The sequence below is a fragment of the Methyloceanibacter superfactus genome (genome assembly GCF_001723305.1).
Taxonomy (GTDB): Bacteria; Pseudomonadota; Alphaproteobacteria; order Rhizobiales; family Methyloligellaceae; genus Methyloceanibacter; species Methyloceanibacter superfactus.
The window spans coordinates 82,925-103,649 of sequence record NZ_LPWF01000004.1; the positions used below are offsets into that span (position 1 = coordinate 82,925).

The following is a 20,725-nucleotide window of genomic DNA, read 5'->3' on the forward strand; positions in this document are numbered from 1 at the left end:
AGAAAAGCGCACGCGTGCGATTGTATCTCATCGCAATGGCGGGTATCGCGGCGAAGATCACACGCATGGCCCGCGATCAACGCGGCGTCTCGGCGATCGAATTCGCCATGATCGTGCCGGTGCTGATCTTGATTTATGTCGGCACGGCTGAGATCGGCAACGCGCTGACCATCTACCGCCGCACTTCGCAGGTCGCTTCCACCGCCGCCGATCTGACCGCGCAGGTCAGAAGCGTCAACAAGAACGACATCAAGGATATCCAGGCCGCCTCGGGCAGCATTCTCGCGCCATATCCGACGGACCCGCTCAAGATCGTGCTCACCAGCGTCGTGGCCGACGACAAGAACAAGACAAAGGTCGAATGGAGCTGCGCCAACAAAGGCACGGCGCACGTCGCGGGTGCGAATTTCACCCTGCCTGCGGGTCTTACGGAGGCGGACAGCAGCGTCCTCGTGGCAGAGGTCACCTATTCCTTCACACCGTTGCTCGGGATGACGACTTTCTTCAGTCCCGGCTCCTTCGATATGAAGCGGACGTTCTACACGCGGCCGCGCCAGAGCCTCAAGGTCACCAAGACCGACAACGGCTGCTAGCCCGAGGCCGGGGCCTTCGCCGCGAACGGCATGGATGCCGGGGCGACCGGGCTGCCCCACAGATCGTACTCGTTCGCCTCTTCTACCGTGACCATGAGCCGGTCGCCCGGCTTGAGCCCGGTTTCGCCCTCGAGAAAGACATTGCCGTCGATCTCGGGCGCGTCCCAATGGGAACGGGCGATGGCGCCCTCCTCGTCCACCGTATCGACCATCACCTCGATCGTGCCGCCGACACGTTCCGCCAGGAGCGCCTCGCTAATTGCCTGCTGATGCTCCATGAGACGCGCGAACCGCTCGGCCTTGACGTCGTCCGGCACCTGACCGGGAAGCGCATTGGCGGCCGCGCCGTCGACGTCCTCATATTTGAAGCAGCCCACGCGGCTCAGCCGTGCTTCGCTTAGCCAATCGAGCAGCATGGTGAAATCCTGCTCGGTCTCGCCGGGAAAGCCGACGATGAAGGTGGAGCGGATGGCGAGGTCAGGACATATCTCCCGCCACGCGGCGATGCGCTGGAGCGTCTTCTCGCCATGAGCGGGACGCCGCATCGCCTTAAGCACCGTAGGGCTCGCATGCTGGAAGGGGATGTCGAGATAAGGCAGCACACGCCCCTCGGCCATCAACGGAATGACGCGGTCCACATGGGGATAGGGATAGACGTAGTGCAGACGCACCCAGACGCCGAGGCTGCCGAGGGCGGCGGCGAGATCGGCAAAGCGCGTCTCGTAGGTCTCATCACGCCAAGAATTCTCGACATAGCCGAGATCGAGACCATAGGCGCTCGTATCTTGTGAGATGACCAGGAGTTCCTGCACGCCGGCGGCGACCAGACGCTCGGCCTCGCGCATGACGTCCGAAAGCGGCCGGCTCTTGAGCGGCCCGCGCATACTCGGAATGATGCAGAAGCTGCAGGTGTGATTGCAGCCCTCGGAGATCTTCAAATAGGCATAGTGGCGCGGCGTCAGCCGGATGCCTTCCGGCGGGACGAGATCGACGAAGGGATCGTGCAGTCGGGGCACGGCCTCGTGTACCGCCTCGACCACGGCCTCATATTGTTGCGGCCCGGTCACCGACAGCACGCCGGGATATTGGTCACGAATGCGGTCCGCTTCCACCCCCAGGCAACCGGTGACGATGACGCGGCCATTCTCGGCCAGCGCCTCGCCGATGGCTTGAAGCGATTCCGCCTTGGCGCTGTTCAGAAAGCCGCAGGTGTTCACCACAACCGCGTCGGCATCCTCATAGGTCGGCGACAGCGTGTAGCCTTCAGCCCTGAGCCTCGTGATGATGCGCTCGGAGTCGACCAGCGCCTTGGGGCAGCCGAGGCTGACAAAGCCGATTTTCGGGGCAGTCTTGGCTGGCGGCATGGGGGCTCCGCTTGGGGGTTGCGAGGCACATACAGGCAGAGGCTGGCGCGTGGCAAGCATATTGCCTAAGACGTGTTGCCTAAGATTTGAGGCCCGGCTGTCTTGGTCATGAGTTGGCCACGCCGCCTTGTTGAGCTAGCCGTTGGGCACGAACGTTCGCCGCGAGGTTGGAATGAAGTTGTCGGGTTTCAGGGTCGCAAGCGCCGCATTTCTGTTCGGCGTCTTGTTGCTTGGCGCCATGTTGCTCGCGTTGGCTACGGGGCGGGCGCTGGCTCAGGATGGCGGCAACTCGAGCGCAGCCAAGAAGCAGGCACCGCCGGCCGCGGCCCAAAAGAAGGCGCCGTCCGCCGCCCCGAACTGGGCGGCGCCCGCGGACGCCGCGAACAAGCCGCCCCCGGCAAAAGTGGCGGGCAGTTTCGGTAGCTGGACGCTGCTTTGCGGCAAGGAGGCCAAGGATGAGAAGGAGCGCTGCTCGCTCGTCATGCCGCTGATCGAGAAGGAAACCCAGAAGCTCGTGTTCCGGGTGATCGTCACCTACGGACCGAAGGGCAATCTGGTGTTGCGCGTGGACGGACCGACCGGGGTCGCGCTGCAGCGTGGCGTCGAGTTCTCTCCCGATACCAAGAAGATCTATCGCATGCCGTTCCAGACCTGCCTGCCCATGGGCTGCAAGGCGCTGCTTCTGGTCCCGGACGAGCTCAAGAAGGAGCTGTCGGCGTCAAAGCAAGGCGCCATCACCGTCTATGCGCTCAACGGCAAAGCGGTGCAGACGGTCACGGCATTTAGCGGATTTGGCAAAGGCATGGCCGCGCTCGACAAGCATCAGGCAGGCCAATAGCGCCGGGACGGGTCAGCGCAGGATTTCTTCCAGCTCAGGGTCCATCGCCTCGTCGGTGTCGCCCTGATCGGGCTCGGGCGCTTGCGGCGGCGCCAGGCTTGCGGCGCACGCTGCGGCGCCGGCTTGCCGCCACCAATTTGCACATTGCCGAGGAAGCGGCCGATGGCCTCGCCGACCGGCTTGCCCTTGAATTTCTTCTGCAACGCCTCGCCGATCTTGTTCACGGTCTTGGAGGCGCTTTCGGGATTGGCGAAGACGCCACCGATTTGCGGCTTGATCCGCGGGTCTTCGAGCGGACCTATGATCTGCACCGGCACCGTCAGTCCGGCGAGATCGTTGGCGCCGCTCTGACCCTCGGGCCCGGCGATGATCTCCGGATGCGCCAGGATATCGAGATTGCTCCGCGCCAGATCGACCGTGCCTTCCGCGGTCACCTTGAGCAGCGGGCTCACCATTTTGAGGTTTTGCGTCTCGGCGATGCCGTCGGAGATGGTGAAGCTGCCGCCGAGGTCGCTGAAGGCCGTCTTGGCGTCCGGCCCCTGGCGGAGATTGAAATTGCCTTCACCGAGGCCACTGATGAGCGCTGTGACATCGATGCCGGCAATTGTGCCATCGCTTACCACCACGTTGCCCTGGCCGCGCAGCGACGCCTTGATTGCCTCGGCATCCTCGCCCTTGCCGCTGACGCTAAGGTCCAGCTTGGTGCGCCCCGCGAGCATGGTGAACTGAGCCGCGTCGCTGAGCAGCGGTAGGGCCTCGACGCCGTCGAGACGGAAGTCGCCGGTGAAGGCGGGGACGGGCTTTGAGGCATCGACGATTAGCTGGCCACTGGCGCGCCCGTCATAAAGCTCCATGCCGCCGAGCGTGGCGTTCATCACACCGTCGCGGAAGACGAGACCGAGCGAGCTGGGGCCAATGTCCAGATGTCCGACGCGAGCCTTGCGGATATTGAGATTGACGTCGGCGTCGAACGAGGCCGGCGGTGCAACGCGCACGGCGAGCGGCGCGGCGCTTCCGGCCGCATTCGTGTCCGTTTCCGCAGGCGGCGGCGCGACGGCTGTCTCAACTTCCGCGGGCGCGGGATTGCTGAACCAATCCTTCGGCGCGGGCTCCCTGCCGCCGGATGCGCTGTCCACCGGACCGCTGTCCTTGGAAGCAGCCGCGCGCTTCTTCTTTTTCTTCTTCTCGGGCGCGGCGATGAAGGGGTTGAGGTCGAGATGATCCAGGGCGAAGGCGGCGCGGAGATGCGGTCTCGGGCTCTTCAGCGCCACCACGGCCTGGCCTTGACCACTGGCATGCTCGAGGGCGAAGCGCGCATGGGAGAAGGTGATCTCGCTCTTGGTCCAGGAGACGTCGCTCGCCAGCTCACCATCCCCGATCCCGGTCGCCACGGCTGGCTTCTCGCGCATCCAGGCGAGCACCGAGGGGATGGAGCTCGCCTTGGCGGAGAGCTGACCTTGACCGGACAACTGCGGCGCGGTGGCGAGGCTGCCGTCGAACCGCGCGGAGAGCGCCTGCGTGTCGAGCGCAACGAAGAGCCGGGCCGGCCGTTCCGCCCTAAGATCGGCCGGCGTGGTCACCTCGACGCTGAAGTCGACCCTCTGGTCTTTCCACACGAAGCTGCCGTTTCCGGTCAGCGGGTCGTTGATCGCGGGGAGGCTGAGCTGCGCATCGATATGCTCGACGCGCTTCGTGGCCTTGGGGTCCTTGTCGTCATAGACGATGACGACCGTGCCATTCTTGATGCGCATATCCTTGAGGCGAACTTCACGGCTCAGCCTCTGCGCGCCGCTGCCTTGCACCATCTCGCCCGCGGCTTGCGCTTTGGCGAAGCGGATCTTCTCCGCCCCGGTGCCAGGCGCATCGTCTGTCTTCCCCCAGCGCAGCGGCAGCGTGTCCTCACCGAGGCGGACGGTGAGCACCGGTCGCGTCAGCACCACACGCTTGGCGTCGATCTGGCTGCTCAGGAGCTCGCCGAAATCGAGATCGAGGGTGAGCCTTGCCACCGAGAGATCGGCACTGCCTGCGGCGGCGTCAGGATCGGTGATCTTGGCGTCGGTGATGACCACATGCGGACCGGGCGTGAACAGCAGCATGGTGGACCCATTGACCGTGAGGTCGCGTCCGGTCTGCTCCTTGATGCGGGCCGCCACCCGTGACGTCACCCAGTCGGCCGAGAGGATGACATTGACGGCGACGAGGGCCAGCATCAGCACGCCGACGATGCCGCCGGCGATCATCGCGCCGAGCTTCACCGGACGCCGCCTCAGCAGGTCACGCGTCTTGGCGACAATCGGTTTGAGACCATGCATCCTCGCGCCGAGCGCCGTGCGCGGCGGCGCCTTGGCCGGCTCGGGCGCACGCGCAGGCAGATGCGGCTTATGGGGGTCTTGGCTGTTGTGCATTGGGGTCCCGGACGAGGCCCGAATAGGCCCGATAATTAAGGTAACAATAGGAACCGGGCGGCACAGCGTCAGCCAGGGTGCGGCGGATTGGCCCGGCCGTTATCGGACCAGGATGGCGTGGTTGTCCCAGTGGTAGCGCGAGGGGTGACGCCACAGCGAGCCGTCTGCTTGCGCCGTGGCCAGCCAGCCGTCGCCGCTGGTCAGCAGGAAGCTCGCGCTGTGATGGGTGGGCGCCAAGCCGCAACCATCCCCGAGCTCGCTGGTGCCGAGGAAGCGCCTCGCGGCGACGTCCCAATAGGTCACAAGCCCGCCTTTCGGCGCCGAGGCGGCGACGATGCCGCCGGCCGCATCGGCCGTCACCGAACCGATATAGTTGCGCAAGGAGAGCTGCGTGGCAGCGGGTGTCGGTACGATCACCGGCTTCTCCCCGCGGGCGTGGAACCCGATCAGTGGCGGCGTTTCCCCGTCCGGCCCGTGGAACTGGCAGCCGAACACCACCGTATCGTTTTGCGCGACGGCCAGATGACGGATCGACAGTTGATGCAGGTCCGCCGCGAGCTTCTGCTCCTCCAGAAGATCGCCGGTCTCGATATCCACATAGACGAGCGAGGGCTGCATGGTCGGGATGTTGAGCTCCTCCCGTGCGCTGTCGGGATGGGTGAGGATGCCGCCATTGGCGATGACCATGGTGCGGCCGTCGGAGAGGAGCGCGAGATCGTGGGGACCGATACCGTAACCCGGAAACTCGCCGATTTGACGATAGCCCGCGCTCGCGTCGCGGACGCCGATGACGCCGAGGCCGCGGCCGTAGTCGTTCTCCGTGGTGTAGAGCAGACGGCCGTCGGCCGAGAACACGCCATGGCCGAAGAAGTGCCGGTCGGGCTTGGCGGCGAACCACACCGGCTCGCCCGAGCCTACCGGCACCGCCACGCCGAAGCGGCCGGGACGCCTGGCGAAGGCCACCCACTCCTTGCCGCCGGGCCGCAGCGCGACATCGTGGCCACGAGCAGGCAATTCGACGGCGCGCAAATCCCCTCGCTCGAGATCGAACATGGCGGCAGAGAAGATGCCGCGATCGTCCATGCGCGCGGCGGCAAAGCATTCAGGCACAAACGCCGCGGCGAGGCTCTCGGGCACTGTCAGCGCCGTGGCGCTGCCCGCGAGCCTGCAAGAAAAGCGCGGCGGTCGAGCTGCATGATCAATCTCCGTCCAAGGCGTTGAACCCGAAACTCAAGCCCGCGCCGCGCGCGATCATCGTGGCGGCGGTGTCGCGGGCGAACTTCAACGCGACACGCAAGGCTTCCAATTTGTTGCGCTGTGCCGGATCGCGCACGGCCTGGGCGATCGGCTCATCGGCGGCACGAAGCACGTTGATGACACGGTCGAGGTCGAACAGGACCGACTGTTCGACGCCGGGCGATTCCTCGGCAACGACGCTGGCAAAGCCGCCCTCGGCAAAGAGCGCGCGGACGCCTCGAGATTGCCCACCATGTTGGGGAAGGTCAGCCCGCTCCGCCAGAAGGCGGCAAGACGCGGACGCGCTGTCTCGGCCGACGTGCCGAGCGGCTTGCCAAGTTTCTGATCGCGCACGAGCTCGATGCCGGAGGTGAACGCCTTGTAGAGCTCCAGCGTGACATCCTTGGGCGCCCGGTAGAGCGGATCGTCGGGGCCGGGGCTGAGGAAGAGCTTGCTGTATTCCGCGCCGTCGCGCCATTCCTCGGCGACGCCGCGGGCGATGCGGTCGACATTGGTCGCGACGCTCGCGGCGAAGCTGCACCGGAAGCCGACCTCGGGATCGCCGCGCGCCAGGGTTTCGGCGCCGTCGCCATAGAGAAGGTATTCGAGCGCCGGCAGGCCTTGCAGCGCCACGCTTTTGCCGACCAGCATATCGGCCTGCGTCACGGTCTCGTCGTTCTTGGCGAGCGCGGCCTTCACCTGCCGCAAGCCGATGCCCTTGGGGTCGGGCCAATAGAACATGCGCTCGTAGCGGTGCTCCTTATTGATCGGACCGAAACGGAAGATCTCGACCTTGCTCCAGCTTTCGACGGTGGCGGCGAAGGCTTCCTTCGCATCCGTCAGCGCCGCGGCGGATGGTGCGGCACAGAGCGCTTCCGCCTTGTCCTTGAGGCGGCCGGTGCTCACCGTGAGCGCGTCGTAGCCAGGGCGAATGACATTGTCGAGCGCAGCGCGGGCAATGGCGCCATGATCCGCCTCCGCATGCGCGGACGGCAACCCGGCGCATAGGAGCACGGCAGCAAGCAGGAGCGGCCTCATCGGACCCATTATAACGAACTCACAAAGGCAAGGAGCCGGTCACGGTCCACCTTGGACAGCGCGGCGAAGGCATCGCGCGCTGGCTCCGCCTCGCCGCCATGCCAGAGAATGGCCTCGGTGAGGTTACGGGCGCGGCCGCATGGAGAAACAGCGTGTGGCCGCTCACTGTTTCGGTAAGGCCAATGCCCCAAAGGGGGGCCGTACGCCATTCGGTGCCGCCCGCCTCACCGTCGGGACGATTGTCGGCGAGCCCCTCACCCATGTCGTGCAGCAACATGTCCGTATAGGGATAGATCAGCTGGTTCGACAAATGCGGCTGTTTCGGCGCTTTGCCGGTTACGAATTTCGGATTGTGACACTTCGCGCAGCCGATCTCGTAGAACAGCGCCTTACCCTTAAGCACGTCCGGATCGTCTGGGTTGCGTCGCCGCGGCACGGCGAGATTCTGCGAGTAGAAGGTGACGAGCTTAAACAGCTCATCGCCGACCTCGACGTTTTGATATTTCGGCGAGTTGCCGGAGGGCGCGTTCCAGCACTTTTCCTGCTTTTCCGTGCACTCACCAGCACCGCTTGGATGCAGCGTGGTGGAGATGCCGATATCGCCGGAGAACGCGGCAGCCGATTGCTCGGCGATGCTGGGGACGCTTGCCTTCCAGCCGAAGCGGCCGAGCATCGGTTTGTCCTTCTCGATGGACCACACGCGGTTCGCCTTGCCGGAGATGCCGTCTCCGTCGGCGTCGTCGGGATCGGCATGAGCGAGGATCTGCTCTTCCGGCACGGCTTCAAGCAGGCCGAGGCCGATCATCGGCGGCGCACGCGGGGGCTCAGCATGATGTCCGGATGCATGGGCCCATAACCGAGATCCACGATCTCGTATGTGGGCGCGCGCAAGCTCACCGTCTCGCCATCCGCCAGGGTGACGGGCTTCTCTTCGTAGGTGATCTTGGTCTTGCCCTCGGACTCGAAGCCTTGGATGGCGAAGTCCTGGAGTTGGCCGCCATAGACGGGGTCGGGAATGGAGCTGACCTTCCCTGACGCAAGCAGTGCCTTCTCCGCGTCCGTCTTGGGCGGCACGGAAAGCCTGATCAGCATGGAGCCGGTCCGGTCGGGGACGTCGGAGGAGAGTGGCGGATGACCTCGCCCGTCCTTCAGGTGACAGCTCTGGCAGCCGCGCGAATTGAACAGCGGTCCCAGCCCGTCGGACGCATCGGTCGACGACGGCGCTGACACCCAGAGCCGGCGGAAGACGCTGTTGCCGATCTTGAAATTGAGTTCCTTGCGGAAGCCCATATTGCCGGAGGACAGCGAGAAGGCGTTGGCGGTGTCGGTGGAGCCGCGTGAGGTCGCCGCGCCGCCGGGCTTGTCCTCGCCCTGTTCCAGCTTGGAGAAATCGCTGGTCGGCGCGAGCAGGCTCGCAAGTCCGGCATCCTGACCCGTGGCGTAGGTGGTCACCGCGCCGGCAAGCAGCGGCAACGTCGCGCCAAGTGCGAGCGCACCGCCAAGCCAGGCTCGGTTAGCCTGCCTTGACGGCGCTTGCTGGGACGACTTGGTTGCAGCGTTAGACCTTGAACTTGAACGCGTTCTTTTCACTCGGCCTTCTTCAGAATGTGATTGTGGTGCGTGCGCCTAGCACCGTCGCGTCATCCACTCCGGCCACACCGCCGCCTGGGTTCCAGAAGTATTGGAAGTCCGGCTGGAGAATCCAGCCTTCTTTGATTTCGAAGGTATAGGCGATCTCGACCAGGGATTCATAGTTGCGGGCCACCGGCTCGCCGGAATCGACGTCGAACGCCGCCGCCTCGTCGGAGATGCCGGTATAGGCAAAGCCAACCGCCAGCGCATCGTTAGGCCGTCCGGGTATCATGCCGGTGAAGGTGAAGCCGCCGTCGAAGTAGAAGTCGACGAGGTTGCGATCCTCCGGGGCGCCGGCGAAGCGGGCGAAGATGCTCACGCCTTGCGGGTCCTCGCTGCCCGGCACGCGCCAGATCAACTGGTCGATGATGCCATACAACGCCCAGTCGTGATCGAGCGGCTTGCCGCTGTTGCCGGTGACGGCGATCAACTCGCCGCCGACGTCGACGCGCTGATGCTCGAAGCTGCCGAAATGATTCCAACCACCGATCTTGATCGCGCCCGGAAGGCGGCCGCCGGCCAGATCGTAGTGATAGGCGGCTTCAGCCAAGAGCAGCGGGTCGTCGTCGAGTTCGAAATCGAGGCCGTGATCGTTGCAGCGCTGCGGGTCCCCACCAGCCTTGCTACATTGCGGCGCGGGATCGCCGTTATAGAGTCCGAGCATCATGCTCAGCTTGTCCGTCGGCGCTACGGCGACACGAACACCGGGCGTGGCCAAGGGGTAGGCCGGACCGCCATTCGGATTGTTCTCCGCAGCGATCGGGGCCCAACCCCAGGTGCCGTTGAGGAAGTATCCGCCACCTTCGGCGAAGAAGAACTCCGCGTCGGCGGCGAGCTGCCCGATCTTCACCGCCACGGTGTCGTTGAACATGTGCTGCTCGAACCACAACTCGAACAGGCGCGTGGACGGCTCCGCCTCGAGGCTCGAAACGGGCATCAGGCCGCCCACATTCTCGCCGGTGATCGACCGGCCGTGGATCTGGTAGCCGTCAGTGTGGAAGCAGAGGCCCTTCCAGAGTCCGAGCTGTTGCATGTCGGCGTTCAAATAGAGTTCGAGCACGCCGTCATACTGACCACCATCCTTGATGCCGCCCCAGTTGTAAAAGGCCTCGCCGTAATAGGCGCCGCCGACCTCCACGCCATGCTTTCGAAGTTCCCGGCGCACGCCGCCAGGATCGAGCGCGACGGCCGCGCCATCCGGAATGCCCGGTCCTGCCCCGTGAACGATATCCGCTTCGGAAAGATCGCAGTTGGCCGCATGCGCCAGGGTGGGCAAGCTCATGAGCGTGAGGACGAGCATGGAAGCCATGCTCACAGCCTTGGCCAATTTCGCGGTGCCGCGGCCAAGCCGGGTTAGTGGACGCGTGGTGCAGAGTGTTAGTCTCGTTCGGTCGCGGGTCGCGATCGTGGTCTTCGTCATTTTATCAGCCCCCCAAGGCTTTTCTTGCTCTGCCCAGACTGGTTGAGAACTTGTTATGTTATAACGTTGATCAGCTCAGACCCCGAGTCAACGGGATTTTCTTTACTCCCCTGCCACTTTCTCGGGTGAGTCCAAGGAATCGGAGCCTTCGAACTCGATCGACTTGAGGTCGAGGGCCGCCACGGCCCGCTCGATCGCCTTGGTCTGGGCGAGCAGCGCGTCGACCACGTCCTGGACCACCTTGTTGCCCTCGTCGTTGTCCTCGCCGATCATCTGGTCATAGGACTCGGTGGTCAGCGCGCGGAGATACAACGTGTTCATGGCGTCCATGGTGGCGTCGAGCTTCTGGCGCATCTCGGCGTCGACCTCGGGCGCCTTGGCCTTGACGAGATCCGACACGCTGGCGCCGCCGACAATCGTCCCGTCGGCGCGGCGATAGCGGCCGAGATAGACATTGCGAATGCCGAGCGCGTCGAAGAAGTGCGAGGCATGGGTGTTGTCGGAGAAGCAATCGTGCTCCTCCTCCGGATCATGAATCATGAGTCCGAGCTTGATGCGCTCGCCGGCAAGCTCGCCATACGAGAGTGAGCCGAGCCCGGTCATGAGAGCGGTCAGGCCTTCTTCGTCGCTGCCATCGGCGATCACCTTGCGGGCCTCGCCGCCTTCGGCCCACTGGTCGGCCATCCAGGCGAGATCGTCGATGAGAAGATCGGTGACGGTGCTGAGATATTCGGCGCGGCGTGCACAGTTGCCGTTGGTGCAGTTCTTAGGATCGAAGTCGGTTGCGGGCCGCGCGCCCGCGCCGGGGCCGGTACCGTTCACATCTTGACCCCAAAGCAGGAACTCCACGGCGTGATAGCCGGTGGCGACATTCGCCTCCACGCCGCCGGCCTCTTGCAAGTCGTCGGCGAGCAGTTCCTTGGTGAGTTTCGCGGTGTTGAGCGTCTTGCCGCCGATGGTGAGCGAGACATTCTTGATGACGTTGGCGACGTAGAGTTCATTCTCGGGCGACTCGTCTCCGTAAGCCGCGGCGACGTAATCGATCAGGCCCTCGTCGAGGGGCCAGGAATTCACTCTGCCCTCCCAGTCATCGACGATGGCGTTGCCGAAGCGGTAGGCCTCGGTCTGCATGTAAGGAATGCGGGCGGCGATCCAGGCGGCGCGGGCGCCGCGCAAATTCGCCTCGGTCGGCTCGGCAATGAAGGCGTCGATTGCGAGCTTGAGTGTCTTGGCGGTGTCGAGGGAATCCTCGTATCCGGCCTGCGCGATATCCGCGTAGTTCTTCAACACGTCCTTGGACGTGTCGGCCGCGGCCGGTGTGAAACAGAAGCCAAGCGCTAGGGCGGCGGCGGGCAGAGCAGTCAACGGTCCTCGAAACATCTGCATCCCTTTTTCGTAGTTCGGCCCTTCGCCATTGGCTCTGGAACCTCTTCCCGGTTTCTGCCAGCAAACCGCCCGAAAGCGGAAGAATGCGGCGGTCCGCCGGCCGGGACCTTTGGACCGCCGCAAGGTTGAGATGAGGAAGCGTCCAGGCTCGGGCCGAAGACGCTTCAGACATTCGGGCTGGGCGGCCGAACGTCTTGTCAAAACACTAGCCCAGGGCCTAACATGCACGTAGTGAACTCTTTTCAGCAGAATAGTTGAACGAAATGCATTTAAAGGAAATCGACGCCAATCTCCTGGTCACCCTCGACGCCTTGCTGGTGGACGCGAGCGTGACCCGGGCCGCCGAGCGGCTGGGGCGCAGCGCCTCGGCTATCAGCCACGCATTGGCTAAACTCCGCGAAATTTTCGCCGACGAACTGTTCGTCAGGGCCGGCCAGCGGCTGGTGCCGACGGCCAAAGCGCTGGAGCTGGCGCCGACCGTTCACGTCATCTTGGCGGGTATGGAAAGCCTTCTGCGGCCCAATAAACCCTTCGATCCCACGCTTTCCGTGCGCGAGTTTGCCGCAGCATCGGGCGAGGCGGGGGAATTGATTCTGGTCGAACCGTTGCGGCAGCGGCTGCAATCGCTGGCCCCCAGCGTGAAGCTGAGTTGGACGCCGTCGAGTCGCGCCGAGGATATCGACGCGCTGCGCAACGCGCGAAGCCACTTCGTCATCGATATCGAGGGGACGGCGGTCGCCGCTCCCGATGTGCGCGTGGCAAAGCTGTTCGACGACACGCTGGTGACGCTGGCCCGGCCGGCCACCCCTTCACCGCACGGAAGCCGAAGCCGGCCGCCTTTGCCGCCGCCGACCATATCGCCGTAAACGGCCTTCCCACATTGGAACGTCTGGATGAGATGCTGGCCCCCGAAGGGCTTTCCTGCAACGTCACCTCGCAGGTTTCCTCGGCCCTGGTCGGCATTCTCGTGGCGCTCAATCACGACGCCCTGCTCACCCTGCCCGGCTCCCTTGCCGCCATCCTGCAGTGGCAGTTCGGCATGGCCCGCCTCGTTCAGCCGCTTCCGCCGATCGCCTTTCCCCTGCGGCTCATGTGGCATTCGAGCTACGATCGGGACGAGTGCCATCAATGGGTCCGCGGGGAGCTGGCGAAGATCGCCCAAGAGATTGCCGCAGGCACTTAGAGACGCCAGCGCCTGGAGACGAATCCTTACGGCGAATTTAGCAGCGGCTTCCTCGCGGGCCTCTGGCGCCCGTCACAATGGTCCATTACCATGGGCGCCATCGCCCGCCTGCTGCCGAAGGCTGGGCGCTTGGAGGACATAAATGGTCGCATGGTTCCGCGCTGGCCTTGCTGCCGCGCTGCTTTGTTTCGTCTCCGCTCATGCCTCTGCCGCCGACAAGACCTTCCAGGACGACGCGCTCGCCGACGCCGCCATCACGCTTGAGGACAACCTCAAGAATGAGTCCGGCACCGTCGAGTTGCCGGTCGCCAAGCTGAAAGAGCAGGCGGCCGTTCAGTTGCGGCGGCTCGATCTCGAAAGCGCCGCCTTTACCTACGGGCAGATCGTCGCCGTCTCGCCCGACGATTCTCTCGCTTGGCGCCGACTCGCCGATCTGTGGCTCGCCATCCCGCCGGATGAGAATGACGATGGCAGCCTGCGTTATGAAAACGCGCGAACCGCCGCCTATATCGCCTATCAGCGGGCGACCACGCCGCAGTCCGAAGCCGCCGCGCTGACGACCCTCGCCACGGCTTACGGCAAGACCGGCGACTGGCGGCCGGCATTGAATGCGCTCCATCTCGCGCTGCGCCTCGAGGCCAACTCGGGGCGCCAAGCGACCTACGACCAGTTGCGCGAGAAATACGGCTTCCGCGTCTCCAATTTCAGCGTCGACTCCGACGCGGCGTCCCCGCGCGCCTGCTTCCAATTCACCGAGCCGTTGCTGAAGCGGGCCGACTTCTCGCCCTTCGTGTCAGTGGTCGGCGACGATAAGCCGGCGCTGTCCGCCGAGGATCAACAGCTTTGCGTCGAAGGGCTGAAACACGGCGAGACCTACGCCGTCACCCTACGCCAAGGCCTGCCCTCGGCGGTGGACGAGAGTCTGCTCAAGGACGCTGAATTCACGATCTATGTGCGCGACCGGGCCCCGTCGGTCCGGCTCGCCGGCAAAGCTATGGTGCTGCCGAATACCGGTCAGCAGGGCATCCCGCTCGTTTCGGTGAACACCGACGCGGTCAAGGTAACGATCTACCGGATCGGCGACCGCAGCCTGATCGACAACGTGCTCGGCTACGATTTCGAGCGCAATCTCTATCAGTACAGCCTCAACGACATCGCCGACGAGAAGGGCCAGGAGGTGTGGTCCGGCGAGCTCAAGGTCGAGAAGGAGCTGAACGCCGAGATCACCACGGCCTTCCCGATCAGCGAGGCGGTGCCCGAGATGGCGCCGGGCGTCTACCTTCTCGCCGCCCAGCCGGCCGGCGTGCCTGGTGACGACTACGGCGAGCGGACGACCCAATGGTTCATCGTGTCCGACTATGGGCTCACCGCCTATTCGGGAACGGACGGCATTCATGCCTTCGTCAACTCGCTCGCGAGCACTGCGCCGCTCGCAGGCGTCGAGTTGCGGCTGATTGCCCGCAACAACGAGGTGCTTGCGACCGAGACGACCAACGCCAACGGCAGGGTGACTTTTGCACCGGGCCTGGCGCGCGGCGAAGGCGGACTCGCGCCGGCGCTGCTCATCGCCTCGGGGACAGGCGGCGACTATGCCTTCCTCAACCTGAAACAGTCGGGCTTCGATCTCACCGACCGCGGCGTCGCCGGACGCGAGCCACCGAAGGGGCTCGACGCCTTCGTGTTCACCGAGCGCGGCGTCTACCGCACCGGGGAGACGGTGCATGTCACCACGCTGTTGCGGAACGGCGAGGGCGTGGCCGTCGACGGCGTGAACCTGACACTGGTGATGGAGCGACCCGACGGCATCGAGTATCGCCGCACCGTGGTGCCCGACGAGGGGATCGGCGGCCGGGCGCTCAACGTACCGCTCATCGCCTCGGCGCCCACGGGCACGTGGCGTGTGCAGGTCTATTCAGACCCGAAACAATCGGCCATTGGCACAACGAGCTTTCTCGTCGAGGACTATGTGCCGGAGCGGCTCGCCTTCGATCTGAGCACGGAGGCCAAGACGCTGTCGCCGTCGGCCCCCGCCGAAATTTCGCTCGACGGCCGCTTCCTTTATGGCGCGCCCGCGTCGGGGCTCGCCATTGACGGCGAGGTGAACATCATCAAGGCGGCCGAGCGTCCCGGCTTCAAGGGTTATGTGTTCGGTCTCAACGATACGGACTCGCAAGACCAGTTCAGCGTCGAGAGCCTGCCGCTGGCCGACCTGCCGGACACGGACGAAGATGGCCAGGCGACGTTCCAGGTGGCGCTGGACAAGGTACCGGCCTCGACCAAGCCGCTCGAAGCCACGGTCGTGGTGCGGCTTGCCGAGCCGGGCGGCCGTGCCGTCGAGCACACGCTGTCGCTGCCCATCGTGCCCACCGGACCGATGATCGGGGTGAAGCCGCTCTTCACTGGGTCGGCGCTCGGCGATCAGGACATCGCCAAGTTCGACGTGGTTATGGCCGCGCCGGACGGCGCCGCGCTGGCCGCCAAGGGACTCAAATGGCAGCTTCTGCGCATCGAGTCGAAATACCAATGGTATCGCCAATACGGCCAATGGCAGTACGAGCCCATCAAGATCACGCGCCGCGTGGCCGACGGCACGATCGACGTGGCCGCCGGTCAGCCGGGCCATATCGAGGTGCCGGTGACCTGGGGCCGCTACCGTCTCGAGGTGGAAAGCCCGGAGGCGCAAGGACCGCTCACCACCTACGGCTTCGATTCGGGCTGGTACGCGGACGCCTCCGCCGACACCCCGGACTTCCTGGAGATCGCGCTCGACAAGCCGGGCTACGTGGCCGGCGACACCATGACCGTCGCGGTCACCGCGCGTAGTGCGGGCAAGGTCACCCTGTCGGTCATCGGCGACCGCCTCCTCTCCACGACCACCACGGATGTCGAAGCGGGGCTGAACAAGCTGCCGATCACGGTGGGCGACGATTGGGGCACGGGTGCCTATGTGCTCGCCACGCTGCGACGGCCGCTCGACATAGCCGAGAAGCGTGTGCCGGGCCGCGCCATCGGCGTGCAGTGGTTCAGCGTCGACAAGGCCGAGCACACGATCGGCGTGGGCCTCGACCTGCCCGACCTGATCCGGCCCGAGACGACGTTGCGTGTGCCGGTGAAGCTCGCGGGGCTCGCGGGCGAACAGGCCCGCATCGTGGTGTCGGCCGTCGATGTCGGTATTCTCAATCTCACCGGCTACGAACCGCCGGCGCCGGACGACTATTATCTCGGCCAGCGCAAGCTCTCCGCCGAGGTGCGCGATCTTTACGGTCAACTGATCGACGGCATGCAAGGCACGCGCGGCCAGATCCGCACCGGCGGCGATGGCGGTGCGGGCGTGCTGCAAGGCAGCCCGCCGACCCAGCCGCCGCTGGCGCTCTATTCCGGCATCGTCACTGTGGGCGCCGACGGCACCGCCGAGGTGGAGTTCGCCATTCCCGCCTTCACCGGGACGGTGCGGGTCATGGCCGTCGCCTGGAGCAAGGACAAGGTCGGTCACGGCTCCGCCGACGTCGTGGTGCGCGATCCGGTCGTGGTCACCGCCACGCTGCCACGCTTCCTGTTGACCGGAGATCGATCCACGCTTCGCTTGGACCTCGACAATGTCGAGGGCGCCACGGGCGCGTACCAGATCGCGATCTCGACGGGCGGACCGCTCAGCGTCGAAGAAGCGGACCGGTCGATCACCCTCGACGCCAAGAAGCGCGGCGCGGTGACCTTCCCCATCTCCGCGCTCGGCGTCGGCGAGGGCAGCGTGGAGGTCGCGGTTACCGGACCGGAGGATTTCTCGGTCTCCCGCACCTACGCGTTGAACGTCGATCCGGCGACGCAGATCTTGGCGCGGCGCACGGTGACGCCGCTCGAACCGGGCAAGAGCATCACGCTGACCAACGACGTGTTCGCCGGGCTCGTGCCGGGCACGGGCAGCATCGCGCTGTCGGTCACGCCGTCCGCCGCGCTCGACGTGGCGAGCCTGCTCGCCGCGCTCGACCGCTATCCACTCGGCTGCACCGAGCAGGTCATCAGCCGCGCGCTACCGTTGCTCTATGTCAACGAGATGGCGCTCGACGCCAAGCTCGCCGTCGATACCAATGTCGATGAGCGCATCACCAAAGCGATCGAGATCGTGCTGGCTCGCCAAGGCTATGAAGGCGCGTTCGGCCTATGGTCGCCGGGCGGCGAGGACCCGTGGCTCGATAGCTACGTGACCGACTTCCTCACGCGGCCCCGCGCTCGCGGGTTCGCAGTGCCCGACGACCGCTTCAAGCTCGCGCTCAACCGCTTGCGCAACTATGTGAGCACCGCGCCGGACGTCTCGACCGACGGCGGGCTGGCGCTATCCTATGCGCTTTACGTGCTCGCCCGGAACAGCATGACGCCGGTCGGCGACCTCCGCTATATCGCCGATGTCAAACTGTCCGCGCTTGGCACGCCGACCGCCCAGGCCGAGATCGGCGCGGCGCTCGCCATGCTCGGCGACAAGGTTCGGGCCGAGACGGCGTTCCGCGCCGCCGCCAGCGCGCTCCCCGACGACACCGACCCGCTGGTCGGCCGCGTCGATTTCGGCTCGCGCTTGCGCGACGCGGCGGCGGTCGTGACACTCGCTGCCGAAGGCGGCGCGCCGAAGGTGCTGCTGACCCACGCGACCACGCAGATCGGCAAGGCGCGCGATCACGTCACCTATACCTCGACGCAAGAGGACGCATGGCTGGTGCTCGCCGCGCGCGCGCTTGGCACGCAGGGCGTCAAGCTCACCGTCGAGGATGGTGGGTCCGAAGGCGGTCAAGACGGGCCGCTCTATCGCACCTTGAGCGAGGAGGACATCGGCATCAATCCGCTGACGGTGACCAATGCCGGCGATACCCAACTCGATGCGGTGATCTCGGTGAGCGGCGCCCCGACCACGCCGGAGCCCGCCGCCGAGCACGGCTTCAAGCTCGAGCGCAGCTATCATACGCTCGATGGCGAAGAGATCGATATCGCCACGGTGAAACAGAATGAGCGCATCGTGGTGCTGCTCACCGTCACCGAGCCGCAGCCGCAATTCGCCAGAGTGGCGCTCACCGACTACGTGCCGGCGGGCTTCGAGATCGACAATCCGCGGCTCGTCTCGTCGGCCGACACTGGCGGCCTCGATTGGATCAGCCATGCGGCGGACCCGGTGCATACGGCATTCCGCGATAACCGCTTCGTGGCGGCATTTGAGCGGCGAGCCGACAGCAAGCCGCTCTACACCGTGGCCTATGTGGTGCGCGCGGTGTCGCCCGGCAGCTATGTGCTGCCGCAAGCCGTCGTTGAGGACATGTATCGGCCCGACCGTTTCGGCCGCACCGACACGGGCAGCGTGAAGGTGACCCCGCCCAAATGAGCATGCTGGGACGCCGAACCGCTTACGCCGCCATCGGCGCGGCGTGGATCGCCGCGGCAGCCGCCGGGGCCACCATGGGCCTCATCGACTCCTACGGACCGGCGCCGCTGGGGGAGGATCTCGAAATTTCCCGAACGGTGCTCGACCGCGACGGCAGACTGCTGCGCGCTTATCTCACCGAGGAGGGCCGCTGGCGGCTCCCCGCCACGCGCGACGACGTGGACCCGCGCTTCCTCGAGGCGCTGCTCGCCTACGAGGACAAACGCTTCTTCGACCATCACGGCGTCGATCCCCTGGCTATGACGCGGGCGGCCTACCAGCTGGCGAGCCAAGGCCATATCGTCTCCGGCGGCTCGACGATTACGATGCAGGTCGCACGATTGCTCGAGCCGCGGCGGGAGCGGTCGGTCTCCGCCAAGCTGCGGCAGTCGATCCGCGCGCTGCAGCTCGAATGGGCGCTGAGCAAGGACGAGATCCTAGGCCTCTACCTGACACTCGCGCCGTACGGCGGCAATCTCGAGGGCATCCGCGCCGCCTCGCTCGCCTATTTCGGCAAGGAGCCGCGCCGGCTCACCTTGGGCGAAGCCGCCCTCCTTGTGGCGCTGCCCCAATCGCCGGAATATCGCCGGCCCGACCGCTACGCGGAAAAGGCACGGGCCGCGCGCGACCGCGTGCTCGACCGTATTGCCGGCAGCGCCCTCGTTCGCGCCGACGAGATCGCCCGGGCCAAGACCGAACCGGTGCCCGACGCGCGCAAGCCCATGCCCCTCAGCGCACCCCATGCCGCCGACGAAGCGATGACTGCTTCGCAAGAGAACGCCATACGCCTCACTATCGACGGCCGTTTGCAGCGTCGCTTAGAGCGGCTAGCGCGCGAACGGTCAGCGGCGTTGGGTGACGCCATGTCGGCGGCGATCGTGGTGGTCGACAACGAGAGCGGCGAGATCCTGGCGCGGGTTGCCTCCCCCAATTATTTCGATGCTGGCCGCGCGGGGCAGGTGGATCTCACGCGCGCGGTGCGCTCGCCGGGATCGGCCCTGAAACCCTTCATCTACGGGCTCGGCTTCGAGGACGGGCTAGTGCATCCCGAGACGCTGATCGAGGACCGGCCGATCCGCTACGGCGACTATGCGCCGGAGAATTTCGACCTGACCTTCCAGGGCACGGTGACTGTGCGCCGCGCGCTGCAACAGTCCCTTAACGTGCCGGCCGTCGCCGTGCTCGATGCGGTGGGGCCGAGCCGGCTGCTGGCGCGGCTCGGCGAAGCGGGTGCATCCTTGGTCTTGCCGAAGCACGAGACCGCGGGGCTGGCGCTCGGCCTGGGCGGCATCGGCGTGCGACTCATCGACCTCACGGCGCTTTACTCGGGGCTTGCACGGCAAGGCAGCGTGGCGCCGCTCTTCGAGCGCCTCGGTGCCACGCCAAAGCCCGCCAAACGTCTCATAGAGCCGGTGGCCGCGTGGTATGTGGGCGACGTGCTGCGTGGCGCGCCGCCGCCGGTCAACGCGCTCGGCGGGCGCATCGCCTTCAAGACCGGGACGAGCTACGGCTACCGCGACGCGTGGGCCTTGGGCTTCGACGGTCAGTATACGATCGGCGTTTGGGTCGGGCGGCCGGACGGCGCGCCGGTCAGCGGTCTCGTCGGACGCAGCGCCGCGGCGCCAATCCTGTTCGATGCTTTTGCCCGTTTGGGGCGCGATCTCAAGTCGCTGCCGCCGGCGCCGAAAGGCGTTATCTTCGCCAGCACGTCCAAGTTACCGCCGCCGCTGAAGCGGTTTGCCGGGCGCGGCAATGCCGGGGCCGAAACGGCATCGAAGGTGCACATCGTGTTTCCGCCGCATGGGGCGAGCCTGGCGCTCGCCTCGGACGGGACCGTGCTCGATCCGATCGCCATCAAGATCGCCGGCGGCAAGCCGCCTCTCAACCTGCTCATCAACGGCCTGCCGTTCGAGACCGCCAATGCGCCGCGCACATTATTCTTCGACCCGGACGGACCGGGCTTCGTGCGACTCACGATCATGGACGCGGCCGGCACGGTCGACAGCGTCGTGGTCCGGCTCCAGTAGCTATGACTTCTTCGACTTCGAGACGTGCTCCGGCTTCCCTTTGCGCTTGGTGGAAGCCATGTCGTCGAGCTCTTTCTCGCTCATGGATTTATACATGGACTTGGACGCGCCCTTGAGCTCGCTCACTGGCGTGTCTCCCCGCTTGGCGGACAGGGCCGCGCCGGCGGCTTTCTGTTGGGCTCCTGACTTGGCTGGCATGGTC

General features: G+C 65.6%; 13 protein-coding genes and 1 pseudogene. 6 read left to right on the forward strand and 8 right to left on the reverse strand.

The genetic code is table 11. The features are described from left to right. The first annotated feature begins 14 nt into the window (after positions 1-14). A complete protein-coding gene (locus AUC69_RS01330; protein WP_158007973.1) occupies positions 15-593 on the forward strand; it encodes a TadE/TadG family type IV pilus assembly protein in 579 nt (192 codons plus the stop codon). On the opposite strand, the gene rimO is transcribed toward AUC69_RS01330, so the two are convergent. Beyond that, positions 590-1,957 (reverse strand): 30S ribosomal protein S12 methylthiotransferase RimO, encoded by a 1,368-nt coding sequence (gene rimO / locus AUC69_RS01335; protein ID WP_069440554.1) that lies wholly within the window; start codon positions 1,955-1,957, stop codon positions 590-592. The genes AUC69_RS01330 and rimO overlap by 4 nt on opposite strands. A 172-nt stretch (positions 1,958-2,129) precedes the next feature. Between rimO and AUC69_RS01340 the strand changes: the two genes are divergently transcribed. Then, positions 2,130-2,795, forward strand: a complete 666-nt coding sequence (locus AUC69_RS01340) for an invasion associated locus B family protein (RefSeq protein WP_069440555.1) — start codon at positions 2,130-2,132, stop codon at positions 2,793-2,795. On the opposite strand, the gene AUC69_RS01345 is transcribed toward AUC69_RS01340, so the two are convergent. From AUC69_RS01345 to AUC69_RS01370, 6 genes and pseudogenes are all read right to left on the reverse strand, one after another. Next, positions 2,780-5,200: an AsmA family protein gene (locus tag AUC69_RS01345; protein WP_069440556.1), complete on the reverse strand. Its 2,421-nt coding sequence runs from the start codon at positions 5,198-5,200 to the stop codon at positions 2,780-2,782. The two genes, AUC69_RS01340 and AUC69_RS01345, sit on opposite strands and share 16 nt — an antisense overlap. 99 nt (positions 5,201-5,299) lie before the next feature. Next, on the reverse strand, positions 5,300-6,337 hold the full coding sequence (locus AUC69_RS01350) for a DUF1513 domain-containing protein (RefSeq protein WP_069440557.1): 1,038 nt from the start codon (positions 6,335-6,337) through the stop codon (positions 5,300-5,302). Between the two features lie 144 nt (positions 6,338-6,481). Further along, a complete protein-coding gene (locus tag AUC69_RS01355; RefSeq protein ID WP_158007974.1) occupies positions 6,482-7,474 on the reverse strand; it encodes an imelysin family protein in 993 nt (330 codons plus the stop codon). Between the two features lie 8 nt (positions 7,475-7,482). Continuing rightward, positions 7,483-8,947, reverse strand: a pseudogene (locus tag AUC69_RS19540) (di-heme oxidoreductase family protein). A 127-nt stretch (positions 8,948-9,074) separates the two neighbouring features. Continuing rightward, the gene (locus AUC69_RS01365; RefSeq protein ID WP_083238964.1) at positions 9,075-10,526 is read right to left on the reverse strand and encodes a carbohydrate porin; all 1,452 of its coding nucleotides are present in this window, start codon (positions 10,524-10,526) and stop codon (positions 9,075-9,077) included. Between the two features lie 102 nt (positions 10,527-10,628). Beyond that, positions 10,629-11,912 carry an imelysin family protein gene (locus AUC69_RS01370; protein ID WP_069440560.1) on the reverse strand — a complete coding sequence of 428 codons (1,284 nt, stop codon included), beginning with the start codon at positions 11,910-11,912 and terminating at the stop codon, positions 10,629-10,631. Between the two features lie 263 nt (positions 11,913-12,175). Between AUC69_RS01370 and AUC69_RS01375 the strand changes: the two genes are divergently transcribed. The 4 genes from AUC69_RS01375 to pbpC all read left to right on the forward strand — a co-directional run bounded on the left by AUC69_RS01375 (position 12,176) and on the right by pbpC (position 20,523). Beyond that, the gene (locus tag AUC69_RS01375) at positions 12,176-12,778 is read left to right on the forward strand and encodes a LysR family transcriptional regulator (protein ID WP_069440561.1); all 603 of its coding nucleotides are present in this window, start codon (positions 12,176-12,178) and stop codon (positions 12,776-12,778) included. Positions 12,779-12,792: 14 nt separating this feature from the next. Continuing rightward, on the forward strand, positions 12,793-13,095 hold the full coding sequence (locus tag AUC69_RS01380) for a type 2 periplasmic-binding domain-containing protein (RefSeq protein ID WP_069440562.1): 303 nt from the start codon (positions 12,793-12,795) through the stop codon (positions 13,093-13,095). 142 nt (positions 13,096-13,237) lie between these two features. Next, positions 13,238-18,457: an alpha-2-macroglobulin family protein gene (locus AUC69_RS01385; protein WP_069440563.1), complete on the forward strand. Its 5,220-nt coding sequence runs from the start codon at positions 13,238-13,240 to the stop codon at positions 18,455-18,457. Next, entirely contained in the window at positions 18,454-20,523 is a 2,070-nt protein-coding gene (gene pbpC, locus AUC69_RS01390; RefSeq protein WP_069440564.1) for a penicillin-binding protein 1C, read from the forward strand. Before AUC69_RS01385 ends, pbpC begins: the two co-directional genes overlap by 4 nt. On the opposite strand, the gene AUC69_RS01395 is transcribed toward pbpC, so the two are convergent. Next, positions 20,524-20,721, reverse strand: a complete 198-nt coding sequence (locus AUC69_RS01395) for a DUF3008 family protein (protein ID WP_069440565.1) — start codon at positions 20,719-20,721, stop codon at positions 20,524-20,526. Between the last annotated feature and the right edge of the window lie 4 nt (positions 20,722-20,725).